The sequence below is a fragment of the Actinomycetaceae bacterium MB13-C1-2 genome, assembly GCA_035621235.1.
In the GTDB taxonomy this organism is placed as follows: Bacteria; Actinomycetota; Actinomycetes; order Actinomycetales; family Actinomycetaceae; genus Scrofimicrobium.
On the sequence record CP141731.1, the window covers coordinates 60,174 to 73,409 of the forward strand.

The following is a 13,236-nucleotide window of genomic DNA, read 5'->3' on the forward strand; positions in this document are numbered from 1 at the left end:
CGGACGCCCCCTTCCACCACTCCTCCGACCGCGCCCGGCTCCCGTACGCATCAAATTGACTGGTCCCCCGCCGGTCTCATCCCAGATAAGCTAACCTCGTGAGCCCTAAGAATGCGCGACTGCTGAACAGAATCCCCGCGATCGAGGTTTTCCCGGTCGTCGAGTACGCGAGCCTGCCCGCGAAGGCCACCGAGTTTGAGGCCTTCCCCATAAGAGCTACTGTGTTCCGCGAGGGACACGATCAATATGGCGCCGACGCGGTTCTGATCACTCCGGGCGGAAAAGAGTTCTCGCGAACTCGCATGTACGACATTGCCCCGGGCCTGGACCTCTTGGAAGCCTGGGCAATGCCAGATAAACCGGGCAACTGGACGTTCCGTATCGAAACTTGGTCCGATCCTTGGGCGACATGGCTTCATGACGCTGGTATCAAGATCACCTCAGGGGTGGACGCCGAGCTAATGTGCGAGGAAGGCGCGCTGCTCCTCGAACGAATCCGAGATGGCAAAGCGAGGGTGTCGAAACGTCCTCCGCGCAATCCCTCTTACACTCGCACCAAACCGAGCAAGACAGCGGCAGAGCAACTGCAGATCGGTATCAACGCACTACGGGATGCCTCGGCAGACCCAATTGCCCGCTTCCAGATAGCCACATCGTCTCCTGTTGAGGAAGTGGTCACCGAATACCCCCTGCGGGATCTGATTGAGGCGACCGAGAAATTCCCCCTCCAAGTGGATCGCCGGGCGGCGCTCTACGGATCGTGGTACGAGGTATTCCCTCGGTCAGTCGGTGCCTTCCAGAACGAAGACGGGACATGGAAATCGGGTACGTTCAAAGACCTGTCAGACTCCCTAGAGCGCATCTCAGACATGGGATTCACGGTTCTCTACCTCACTCCCGTACACCCGATAGGCACCACCTTCCGTAAGGGGCGCAACAATGCCCTTGAAGCGCGGCCGACCGATCCGGGTTCACCTTACGGAATTGGGTCTGAACTGGGCGGACACGATGCTCTGCACCCCGAACTCGGAAGCTGGGACGATTTTGACGCATTGGTTGAAGCCGCTAGAGCAAAGGAAATGGAGATTGCCCTAGACATCGCCCTTCAGGCTTCACCGGACCATCCGTGGGTTAAGGAGCATCCGGAATGGTTCACGACCCGCGCCGACGGATCAATCGCCTACGCAGAGAATCCGCCCAAGAAGTACCAGGACATTTATCCGCTTAACTTTGACAACGACCCAGAGGGCATTTACCAGGCCATTGTCGACCTAATTGAGAAGTGGATCAGCCACGGAGTGCGGATTTTCCGTGTGGATAACCCTCATACGAAGCCGATTCCGTTTTGGCAGCGCTTCCTGACGTACATGCACCAGAAGCATCCCGGGGTTTTGTTCCTGGCCGAGGCCTTCACCCGCCCGGCGATGATGCGAACACTGGGGATGGTGGGATTCCAGCAGTCGTACACGTACTTCGCTTGGCGGACCACGAAGCCAGAGATTGAGGAGTACTTCGACGAGGTTGCAACCAAGACGGCACACCTAATCCGTCCCGCGTTCTGGCCGACGACGCACGACATCCTCACACCGCAGATGACAACGGGCGGAACGGCAGTCTTTGCAACCCGTGCGATCTTGGCGGCGACCGGGTCCCCCACCTGGGGTATCTACACGGGATATGAGCTTGTCGAGAACGTGCAGCGGCCTGGCTTTGAGGAACAGATTGACAACGAGAAGTATGAGTACAGACCACGCAACTGGGAGAATGCTGACCTCTTTGGTATCTCATTGCTGTTAGAGAAGCTGAATGGGGCAAGAGCGAAGCATCCGGCCCTCCAGCAGCTGCATCAGATAACAGTTCACGGTACGTCGTCAGAGCAGATCGTCTGCTACTCGAAGCACGTACCCGCCCGCTTCTCGCCAACCGGTCAAGACGATACCGTGATTGTGGTGGTAAGCCTCGATCCTCATTCTGAAGTAAGTGGCACCATCTATCTCGACGCTGCTGGACTGTGGGCCCCGGACACCCGCGACCCACGAAATCCAGCGTCAGCCTGGGCGAATGAGCCCTTGCAACTGGAGCTTGTTGATGAACTCGATGGTCAGACTTACCAGTGGGGTCCAGCGAACTTCGTTAAGCTCTCGCCCTGGGAACGGATGGGGCACGTCTTTTGGGTGAGATCGGCGAACCACGTTGAGTAGTTCCGAATCTGCAGTGGAACTATCGAACACCCGCCTCGGCGAAACCCTGTTGCCCTGGGCCAAGCAAAAGCGCTGGTGGCCGACCAGTAGCGAGGCGACGGCCTCGGTCAGCGAGGTACTGTCCCTGTCTTCCTCCTCGTCGTCGGGCGATTCCCACGTCATCATCGCTCTTTTGCGACCCGAAGGCCTTGATCTACTAATTCAGGTCCCTCTCCTACTGCTCGGTGACAACCACGACCCTCGCGGGGAAGTCATCGGAACCGTCGGCGACTATCGCGTAGTCGATGGCGTCGCCGAACCGGAGTTCTGGACCGCTTGGGCTGATAACGCCTCTGTTATGGCGCCCGAGGGATCGACCAAAGAAGAGTCGCGATCGTTTCTTCGAGCGGCTGTTAGGATCGTTCAGCCATTGGGAGTCGAGCAATCAAACAGTTCGGTATTGCTGCTCGGAGCGGATCGTCCTCTGATTGCAAAGGTGTATCGGGCATTGCAGGGCGGACTGCATCCAGAGATCGAAATTCCCCTGGCTCTTGATGGCTGGCGGGGAGTGCCCCGGCTCTGGGCGTACTACAACCTAGAACCGAAAGGTCTGACGAAACCCACGTGTTCGGCCGTCGTTACCGACGCGGTCGAACACGCAGAAGACGGTGCAGTAACACTAAGAGCGATGGCTAACCGAGGAGAAGATCCTTCCAACGTCGCCTTTGAAATCGGGGCGCTGATAGCCGATATGCACAATCGCCTCGAAGCCGAGTTGGGAGCCGCCCCGGGTCCAAGTAACGCCGAAATGAAGGACCGCCTCGAAACTGCGCTTCGCACAACAATGGCGACAACAGATGCCCTTTCAACAGACGATGTCGGGGCGCTACGAGCGACGATTGAGGAACTGACCAAGTACCCCTCGTCCACAAGCGAGGGCGAAGATGCCACCGAGCCAAAGGCGATCCGCGTCCATGGTGATCTTCACCTCGGCCAGTTGCTACGCGGCGCTGACGGCAAATGGAACGTAGTAGATTTCGAGGGAGAACCGCTCCGGATGCTATCTGAGCGACGGATGCCGGACTCCCCTGCCCGGGACATCGCCGGAATGCTTCGCTCCTTCGGATATGCCTCGGACTCAGACGGGCTCGCCAGGCCCTCCTGGCTCGCAACGGCACGCGCCTCATTTGTCGACGGGTACCAGAGCGTGCGGCCGATCAGTGACTCCGAATTACTGACCATTAGGGCATACGAGCTTGATAAGGCCCTCTACGAACTGCAATACGAGGCTCAGTTCCGCCCCAATTGGGTCAGAATTCCTATGAGCGCACTGCGCAGTTTGACAGGCCGGACGGCAGATAAGAGCTAATCGATGTCCTCAAGCGTCTTCAACTCAGAGAATGCATTCTGGCAGGGCATGACACGAGTCGCCGACCTGGTTGTACTAAACGTCCTGTTCTTACTGGGCCTGATTCCAGTCGTTACTGGTGGAGCAGCATTCACCGCGCTCTATGACACGGCCGGGAAGCTTCTTCAGGAACGCGGTAGTGGGGTGACAAGGACGTTCTGGGCTTCGTTCAAGTCGAATTTCGGTCGCTCCACTGCGATATGGGCCGTTGTTGGACCATTGGGACTGGGAGTTCTGGCCGGATGGTTCCTTGTGCCAGCGGATCAAATGCTAGCGATACGCATCTTGCTAACTCTGTTCTACCTACTGATGTTCCCCTATTTTTTCTTTCTCCAGGCGCGCTTCGACAACTCGGTTGCGGGCACATTAAGAAACTCTTTACTCATTCCACTGACCCGGTTGCCATATGCTCTCGCTGCGCTCGGAGTGATGCTGATTCTGGTAGCGGTGGTGGTGGGAACAGGCATCTACATTCCGCAGTTGTTACCGCCGTTATTGCTATGCGGCTTCGGTCTCTATGCCTACGGGGTGGTGCCGGTGCTTAACAAATCGGTCGAACTCTGGACCAAGAGCACAGAGGAGAACTAGGCGGCGAGATAGGGACTCTGAACTAGAGCCAAACTAGCCTCTTCACACTTCGGATGGCGCCTTGCTTCGGACGGTTCTCGGCCGAGTCGAACATGGTCGAAGCCAATTCGTTATCTTCAACGGTTGCGGCCCCGGTCGTAGCCAGCGTAGTGTGTCCATTGAGATCGACGGAAACGTTTCCGGGCCGATTCCTGAGGTCCTATATGGTCCTCGAAAACAAGTAGTCCTATCGGATCCAACGGAGGAAAACAGGGACATGGCACTACGAAAGTTCAATAAGACTCTGCTTGCGGGCGCTATGACTGTAGCTCTCGCAGGCACAATGGCTGCATGCTCTTCAGGGGGCAACACCGGCACCGAAGAGTCCGGAAGCTCAACTGAGGGCGGCGGCGATGCGGCGGCAGAGGGTCAGGTCTATTACCTCAACTTCAAGCCCGAGCAGGCAGATGCCTGGGTTGCTCTAGGTGAGGCTTACGAGCAGGAGACTGGCGTACCGGTAACGGTCCAAACCGCCGCATCCGGCACCTATGCTTCCGTGCTGAAGTCTGAGATGGCGAAGTCGAATCCGCCCACCATTTTCCAGGTTAACGGCCCGGTTGGCCTCGCTACCTGGAAAGATTACGGGGCAGATTTGAAAGACACTCCGCTCTATGAGCACCTGCAGGACAAGAACATGGCTCTAGGCGGCGCGGACGGCGAAATTCTCGCGATTCCCTACGTTATTGAGACCTATGGCTTGATTTATAACAAGGCCCTGATGGCCAACTACATCGAGCAACCTTTTGCAGTCGTAAAGAACGTTGACGAAATCAACAACTTTGAAACTCTCAAGGCAGTGGCAGAGAGCATCCAGGAGCACAAGGATGAACTCGGCATGAAGGGCGCGTTCACCTCGTCCGGCTTTGACGCCTCGTCGGACTGGCGCTTCAAGACCCACCTGGCTAACCTGCCTCTCTACTACGAACTGAAAGACGTAGACATCGAGGGCCAGCCTGAGTCCATTGAGGGCACCTACATGGAGAACTACAAGAACATCTTTGACCTGTACATCAACAACTCCACTGTTGAGCCAAGCACTCTTGCAGGCAAGACCATGGAAGATGCAACGGCTGAGTTCGCTCTAGGTGAGGCAATGTTCTTGCAGAACGGAACCTGGGCTTACGGAGACCTCTCCGCAGCTGGAATGCCTGATGAAGATCTAGGAATGCTGCCGATCTACATCGGCGCTGAAGGCGAAGAGAACCAGGGCTTGACCACTGGCTCTGAGAACTACTGGATGATCAACAAGAATGTCTCCGAGGCAGATCAGAAGGCCTCCATTGACTTCTTGAGTTGGGCAATCACCTCTGACACGGGACGTGAGTCTCTCACTAACGAGATGGGCTTCGTGACTCCCTTCGATTCATTTGAGGGCTACGAGTCGACCAATCCGCTAATCATCGCCGACAACGAGTCCCGCGCCGCCGGCAAGGACTCCGTCGCATGGTTCTTCACCATGATGCCTTCTGATGAGTGGAAGAACGGCGTTGGCCAGGCACTGCTGTCCTATGCTCAGGGCACAGGTGACTGGGACGGTGTCAAGTCCGCCTACGTCGACAACTGGGCCAAGGAAGTTGAGCTTGTGAAGGCCAACTCCGGGGACGAGGGCTAGTCTGGAGTCAAGCTCCAAGTAATGTCTGATTTGCGGTCCCGGAGCACACGATGCGTTCCGGGACCGCTGTCTAACTGAAAGAAGCAAATGAATAAATCCCTCTCACGGTGGGGATGGTTGTTCACGGGTCCCACGGTCGCGGCCTTCATAATCGGCTTCGTAATCCCGTTTGTCCTGGGCGTCTACCTCTCCTTCACCCGCTTCAACGTAATTACCGATGCAGAGTGGGTCGGGCTGTCTAACTACGCCTCGCTAGCGAGTGACCCGATCTTCATCCATGCCTTCTGGTATACGGCGGCATTCGCAATCATCACCACGATCATCGTCAACATCGCCGCGTTCTTCATTGCTTACATGCTGGTCAAGGCGATCCGCGGTCGGAACATCTTCCGATCCACCTTCTTCATGCCAAACCTGATCGGCGGTATTGTCCTTGGCTACATCTGGCTGATCCTGCTAAATGGTGTCTTCGAAAACTGGGGAAAGAATGTCGTCTACAGTTCCGGGTACGCACTCTGGTCCCTGATAATCGTCACCGCCTGGCAGCAGATCGGCTACATGATGGTTATCTATATTGCCGGATTGCAGTCAATCCCGACGGACGTACTTGAAGCAGCCAAGGTTGATGGAGCTTCAGGTCGTCAAACACTGACACAGGTAATACTGCCGCTGGTGATGCCCTCAATCACTGTCTGTACATTCCTTACCCTCTCTAACGGGTTCAAGATGTTTGATCAAAACCTGGCCCTGACAAACGGCGCTCCAAATCGAATGTCAGAAATGCTCGCACTAAACATCTACAACACCTTCTACGGACGGCCTGGGTTCGAGGGCGTTGGCCAAGCAAAAGCCGTCGTATTCCTGATCCTCGTCGCAACCGTCGTCCTGCTTCAGAACTGGTTTACGCGTTCAAAGGAGTCGGCCAATGTCTGAGCCACGCAAACCCTGGATCTGGTCAACGGTATTTGCAGTCCTAGCACTGGCATGGATCTATCCGATTTTCCTTGTCCTTATCAACTCATTCAAGAACAAGATCTTCATCGCACGCATGCCCTTCAACCTGCCTGATGCAAGATCGTGGGTTGGACTCGCCAACTACGAGTTGGGCATATTCCGCACTAACTTCTTCTCGGCGTTCGGATGGTCGCTGGTGATCACTATCGGAGCGACGTTCTGGATCATTCTTTGCACGTCGATGACTGCGTACTGGATCACGCGCGTTGATAGCAAGTACTCGAAGTTCCTCTACATGGCATTCATCTTCTCGTTAGTAGTGCCCTTCCAGATGGTCATGTTTACCCTTTCTTGGTTTGCTGACTTCCTGAATCTTGGGAATCCCTTTGGACTATGGATCATTTATCTGGGATTCGGAGCTGGTCTAGCGGTCTTTATCTTTACGGGATTCGTGAAGAGCGTTCCGAGGGAACTAGAGGAGGCGGCACTAATCGACGGCTGCGGCCCGGTGAGGACCTACTTCAGCGTCGTAATGCCCGTCCTAAAGCCGGCAATCATGACCGTGACGATCCTGGAGGTCATGTGGCTGTGGAATGACTACCTGCTCCCCTACCTCACCCTGGACCTCAAGAAGTACTCGACGATCCCGATCGCAGTGCAATCCCTTCGTGGCGGCTATGGTGCCGTCGACATGGGCGCACTGATGGGTGTCCTGGTGCTAGCGATGATTCCTGTTATCGTTTTCTACCTTTTTGCCCAGAAGCATATTATTCAGGGCGTGGTCGCCGGAGCCGTCAAGGGCTAGATCTGATCCAATGTCCCGGGGGCCGATCACGTAGATGTCGTCTCCCGGGAATCAGAACCAACAGAACCAGAAAAGATGCCAACCGTCTCAATCAAAAAGGTCGCCGACAAATGCGGCGTCTCCGTAAGCACCGTTTCAAGGGCGATGAACAACCGCTCTGAGGTTTCCCCTGAAACTCGTGAGAGAATCCTCTCCGTAGCCGACGAGCTAGGGTACGTCCCGAATGCCAACGCGCGCGGTCTGAAGATCTCAGATCTTCAGACCGTCTCAGTCGTCATCCAAGGACGTACTAGCGAGCTGCTGATCGAGATTCTGGGACACCTCCAAAAGAGCCTGTCAACGCTAGGACTCGATGTTTTCTTGCAGCACGTTCCCGATGAAGAGGTGAGTCTTCAAACGCTCACCCAAATGATCACCGAGCGCAGACCGGCCGGAGTAGTGTTCCTTGGAAGGTTTGGGGCGACTGATAGCGGTAGTGGGGACGAGATTAACCGCGCCATTGAAGATTTCAAAGTACCTGTAATCTTCTGCACCGCCACCCCCGCCGCCGGACCAAAATCCCGTCACTCCGCTATATCGGTTGATGATCTCAGCGGAATCAAGACACTAACAAACCTACTTATCGACAGAGGACACACTCGGATTGCTTTCGGTGTCGCACAAAAGGGTGTCGCTCTTGAAGGCCAGGATATTTGGGCAACCCGATTCCGCGGATACCGTGAAGCTCTAGAAGAAGCTGGCCTTGAGCTAGATCCGGAACTAATCATCCCCGCGACGGACAACGTGGACATCTACTCTGCCGCGACCGGATACGCGTCTGTCACGAACTGGCTCGAATCGACAAACCCCGACTTCACCGCGATCGTCACCTCTTGCGATGCCGTGGGTCTTGGAACCGTCCGCGCGCTTAGAGATAGAGAACTCAGGATTCCCGAGGACATCGAAATCACCGCATTCGATGGACTTGAACTCTCCGAATACGCAATCCCATCATTGACAACCATCGTCCAACCACTAGAAAAGATCGCCGCCGCCAGCGCTGAGATCATTTTTGATGCCGTTACTAACCCTGAACACACTCCAACCTGGCATCTGGTCGAGGGAGCCGTACGGCTCGGAGAATCAACTCAGGGTTCTTCGCGGTGACGCACGAACCTTTGTGACGTGAGATACTTAAACTATGAAACTTGAGCCGCTTCCTGTCACAGATGACCTGCTAGAGGCCGTAGCTCACGGCAACTACCACTCGCCCCACTCCGTGCTCGGTGCACATCCTGCTGAGGATTCCGTAACCATACGCACCGTCCGCCACCTCGCAGATGAGGTTACTGTCGTCACCGCTGACGACGAGTACCCTGCGGAGCACGAAAAGAGTGGTGTCTGGGTTGCCGTGCTACCCAGCGCAACCGTTCCCGACTATAGGATCCGCGTGCGATACGGCGAATCCGAAACCACCGTGGATGACCCCTACCGCTACCTGCCGACCGTCGGCGAGTTGGACCTACACCTCTTCTCAGAAGGTCGCCACGAGGAGCTCTGGAACGTCATGGGTGCCCACATGATGACGTTCTCAGGTCCAATGGGCACGGCTGATGGCGTTGCATTTGCGGTTTGGGCGCCCAATGCCCAGGCAGTTCGTGTGGTTGGAGACTTTAACTTCTGGGATGGCACCGGAACCGCTATGCGCTCCCTGGGCCACTCTGGCGTGTGGGAACTCTTTGTTCCCGGTGTCCAAATCGGTGCCCGCTATAAGTTTGAGATTCAGGGGCCAGAAGGGAACTGGTTCCAAAAAGCTGACCCAATGGCACGTGCTACCGAGGTTCCCCCAGCGACCGCATCAGTTGTCACCAGCAGTGATTTCAAGTGGACCGATAAGCGATGGATGAACAAACGAGCAGGGGCCAACCCGCACCAGGGACCCGTCTCCATCTATGAAGCACATCTGGGGTCGTGGAAGCAGGGGCTTTCTTACAGGCAGATAGCCGATCAGATGGTACCCTACCTCAAGGAGATGGGGTACACCCATGTCGAGTTCATGCCCGTCATGGAACACCCCTTCGGCGGCTCGTGGGGATACCAAGTAACCAGCTATTACGCACCCACCTCACGCTACGGATACGCTGATGACTTCCGTTACCTGGTGAACAAAATGCATCAGGAAGGCATCGGTGTCATTCTCGACTGGGTTCCTGCTCACTTCCCCAAGGACTTCTGGGCCCTAGCGTTGTTTGACGGCACTCATTTGTACGAGGACCCGGACCCACAGCGCGGTGAGCATCCAGACTGGGGCACATTGGTTTTTAACTACGGGCGCAACGAGGTTCGTAACTTCTTGGTCGCTAACGCACTCTACTGGCTTGAGGAGTTCCACGTTGACGGTCTGCGCGTCGATGCCGTGGCCTCCATGCTCTATCTGGACTACTCACGCAAGGACGGAGAGTGGACCCCTAACAAGTTCGGGGGGCGCGAGAACCTTGAGGCGATTCAGTTCATTCAGGAAGCGAACGCAACCGCGTACAAGCGAAACCCCGGGATCATGATGATCGCGGAAGAATCCACCGCATGGCCCGGCGTGACTGCCCCAACAACGGGAGGCGGCCTCGGATACGGTCTCAAGTGGAACATGGGATGGATGAACGACACCCTGCGCTACATGAAAGAGGATCCGGTTAACCGGCGATGGCACCACGGAGAACTCACGTTCTCGCTGGTCTATGCGTTCTCCGAGAACTTCGTTCTTCCACTCTCGCATGACGAAGTTGTGCACGGTAAGGGTTCCATCATCGCGAAGATGCCGGGCGACAAGTGGCAAAAGCTCGCCAACCTCCGTGCTCTCTACTCCTACCAGTGGTCTCACCCCGGTAAGCAGCTCCTATTCATGGGCCAAGAATTCGCTCAAGAGGGCGAATGGAGCGAGTCTTACAGCCTTGATTGGTGGCTACTGGATTACGAGGACCACGAGGGCGTTGCTGAACTGGTGAAGGCATTGAACCAGATTTACACCTCCTCCCCCGCGCTGTGGGATGACGACTACACCGGATTCGAGTGGATCGATGCCGGCGATGCCGACCACAACGTTCTTTCATACGTCCGCCAGGGTCCGGGCAAAGATGGTGAACTTGAGCATCTGCTGTGCGTCATCAACTTTGCGGGCAATCCTCACGAGCACTATCGGGTGGGAGTTCCTTTCCCGGGTGAATGGGAAGAAGTCCTAAACAGTGATGACGCCGTCTTCGGCGGATCAGGGGTGACAAATCCGGGAGTGATTGTCTCTGAGGAAATCGACTGGAACGGGCGCGATAGCTCTATCTCGTTGCGGGTTCCGCCGCTCGGAGCTGTCTTCCTTCGCCCGAGGTCTGACCGCAAGTAGGGAAACCTCCGTCGGCGCGGAAAATTGGGGTGACGTTTGTGGGTCCGGCGGGCCATATCGGCAGATACTATGGGCTTACGGGTCACCATCCTGGGCCCCACGGCAGAGTATCTGCCACAGTGGCCACCATCGAGTGAACACCGTGCGGTTCCCGAAGTTCGAACCAGCCACATCGGCAGATACCTGCCTAGGTACGAGGAACGGGCTAAACCAGCGGGCCACACCGGCAGGTATCCATATACAGCTGAGAGCTATGAGCTGTTGGAATAACTCACCTAGACCATCAAGATTGTCGCAAGACGTCCGCGTGCCGTCTTGACCGCGTCCTTGTCGGTGGCGATCTGGAACAGTTCCACCAGTCGCGACCGAAATTGGTCGCGCTCTTCCGCATCCGTGCTCTTAGAGATCATTTCGAGCAGCAGGTCGAAAGCTTCAGACTCCGCGCCTTTGGCGAACAGCTCGTCTGCGGCATGCTCAACCGAGTCGTCAGCAGATGTCTCATCTTCGTCCTGACGTGCCTCGAACTGGGCTCTGACCAGTGCCGTTTTCGCTTCGTGATCGGTAGGATCGTTAGCCAGGACCTTCTTCCAGGCAGCGATCGCCTCTTCCCAATTGCCGCTTTCCTCCGCTTCACGGGCAGCGGCGTGTTCAGGAGGCATCGGCTTTTCGAGGTCCTCGTCGCGGACCTCTATACGACCCACAACACCCAACTGCGGCGCGACCTGGAATAGTTCCGCCAGAATCTGCTCGACCTGACCCGGCGTTGGAAGTCCTTCAAACAACGGAACCGGACGGCGTGCGACAACCGCCACCCCCGCAGGAACCGCCTGGACCTGGAACGCCGACGCAAGAGTTGGGTTTGCCTCGACATCGATCTTTCCAAGTTGGAACGCGCCCTTGCTGCGCCTGGCTACGTCCTCCATAACGGTAATCGCCTGTTTGGAGGTAAGGGAACCGGGAGTGTAGAGCACCAAAACGACAGGAACGGTCTGGGACAGAGCCATTACGTCTTCAAAACTACGCTCAGTAACCTCGGTGATAAGCGGGGCGGCGATAGCGGGCGCCGTCGGATCTACTGGAGGAGCCGTGGCACTCGACGCCGCAGCAAAACCTGAAGCAACTGGTGAACCGGTGGGTCCACTCGCTGCTTCTGGGCTCCCCTGATGCCCCATTGATGAAAGATCTACCGCACCTGAACTCGCTGGAACCTGGCCCTCGCTCAACGTAACTCCTATTCGACCTGTCTAGCTAACCCTTTTTTACTCCCTGGATGACTCGCTCAGCTCCGACAACCGCGATCGGATCATCGCTATCCTCCGGGGGGATGAGGAAGAAGATATTCACCTGGTAGTCGACCGTGACGGTCGAATCAACCTTCGGGTCATCCATAAACGCTGCGGGAGTCCCCGAGAGCTCGAATGTCGAGCCTTCTACAGTTTTGGTGTACGTCTCGGTGTACTTGAACGAGGAAGACACTAGAGCATTACCAGTTTCCAGCAAAACCCCAATGACCGGCGCATCCCACTCCCTGGCCTGAGTGCTAACGGTTCCCGCAACCTTCACTGCGTCGCTCAACGCGGAGCGTTCTTCTCGGTAGCGCGGCTCGAATGAGTTGTCCTCAAAGAGCTGATACTCCTCGTTATCGGGATTGTTCAAGAAATTGACGTAGGTAGCCACAGCATCTGACGGAGTGACCTTCAGACCAGTCGTGCTCCCGTCGACCACTGTGGAGCCATCACGAACCGATAGACCCTTCACCGGAGTTCCACCGATTAGGCGGGCCCAGTTCTCAAGCATGTAGTCGGACTTCGCGTCCTTTTGCGTCAGGAAGAACACCTCAGCAGGATCGTCCCCCGAAGCCTCAGATGCCACTACCAAGACTCTCGGAAATGAGTTTCCAACAGTCGCCGAGTGCACCGCGTTACCAATGATCAAAGGAGCGAGCTCCGTCGAAGTCTTTTCGGCACGAGTCAGTTGTCCCGCTCGCATGTCCAAAGCAGGATTGACCAGGCGCTCTGCCAAGGGCTCAGCGCTCTTTTCTTTGTCTGACAGATCAACGGCCGCCTGGACCTCGGCGACAATTCGCTCGGTCTGTTCGTCAGTCAGGGCGACACTTGACTCCCCCGATTGCGCGCCAGACTGGGAACCCGATTGATCCGGCCCCGACTGAAGATGAGATCCCGACTCCTCGACCTCCAGAACAGGCGGCGAGCATGCGGAAAGCCCGAGCAACGCGGCAACGGAAGCGGCGGCAATAAGTGGTTTTCTGTGGTTCAAGGT

General features: G+C 56.3%; 10 protein-coding genes. 8 read left to right on the plus strand and 2 right to left on the minus strand.

Translation table 11 applies throughout. From position 1 onward, the window contains the following. Positions 1–98 precede the first annotated feature (98 nt). The 8 genes from U6G28_00235 to glgB all read left to right on the plus strand — a co-directional run bounded on the left by U6G28_00235 (position 99) and on the right by glgB (position 10,956). Positions 99–2,201, plus strand: coding sequence for a maltotransferase domain-containing protein (locus U6G28_00235; GenBank protein WRS30157.1), 2,103 nt, complete (start codon positions 99–101; stop codon positions 2,199–2,201). Beyond that, the gene (locus tag U6G28_00240; protein WRS30158.1) at positions 2,194–3,549 is read left to right on the plus strand and encodes a phosphotransferase; all 1,356 of its coding nucleotides are present in this window, start codon (positions 2,194–2,196) and stop codon (positions 3,547–3,549) included. Before U6G28_00235 ends, U6G28_00240 begins: the two co-directional genes overlap by 8 nt. Positions 3,550–3,552: 3 nt before the next feature. Beyond that, positions 3,553–4,176 carry a DUF624 domain-containing protein gene (locus U6G28_00245; protein ID WRS30159.1) on the plus strand — a complete coding sequence of 208 codons (624 nt, stop codon included), beginning with the start codon at positions 3,553–3,555 and terminating at the stop codon, positions 4,174–4,176. Positions 4,177–4,327: 151 nt separating this feature from the next. Further along, positions 4,328–5,827: an ABC transporter substrate-binding protein gene (locus tag U6G28_00250; GenBank protein ID WRS30160.1), complete on the plus strand. Its 1,500-nt coding sequence runs from the start codon at positions 4,328–4,330 to the stop codon at positions 5,825–5,827. Between the two features lie 87 nt (positions 5,828–5,914). Beyond that, entirely contained in the window at positions 5,915–6,760 is an 846-nt protein-coding gene (locus U6G28_00255) for a sugar ABC transporter permease (protein WRS30161.1), read from the plus strand. Next, positions 6,753–7,586 carry a carbohydrate ABC transporter permease gene (locus U6G28_00260; protein WRS30162.1) on the plus strand — a complete coding sequence of 278 codons (834 nt, stop codon included), beginning with the start codon at positions 6,753–6,755 and terminating at the stop codon, positions 7,584–7,586. The genes U6G28_00255 and U6G28_00260 overlap by 8 nt, the downstream gene beginning before the upstream one ends. A 75-nt stretch (positions 7,587–7,661) precedes the next feature. After that, positions 7,662–8,732, plus strand: coding sequence for a LacI family DNA-binding transcriptional regulator (locus U6G28_00265; protein WRS30163.1), 1,071 nt, complete (start codon positions 7,662–7,664; stop codon positions 8,730–8,732). Between the two features lie 34 nt (positions 8,733–8,766). Then, on the plus strand, positions 8,767–10,956 hold the full coding sequence (gene glgB / locus U6G28_00270) for a 1,4-alpha-glucan branching protein GlgB (GenBank protein WRS30164.1): 2,190 nt from the start codon (positions 8,767–8,769) through the stop codon (positions 10,954–10,956). A 275-nt stretch (positions 10,957–11,231) separates the two neighbouring features. Here glgB and U6G28_00275 read toward each other — a convergent pair whose 3' ends face one another. Further along, positions 11,232–12,179 carry a tetratricopeptide repeat protein gene (locus tag U6G28_00275; protein ID WRS30165.1) on the minus strand — a complete coding sequence of 316 codons (948 nt, stop codon included), beginning with the start codon at positions 12,177–12,179 and terminating at the stop codon, positions 11,232–11,234. A 25-nt stretch (positions 12,180–12,204) separates the two neighbouring features. Next, on the minus strand, positions 12,205–13,233 hold the full coding sequence (locus tag U6G28_00280) for a hypothetical protein (GenBank protein ID WRS30166.1): 1,029 nt from the start codon (positions 13,231–13,233) through the stop codon (positions 12,205–12,207). Positions 13,234–13,236: the final 3 nt, after the last annotated feature.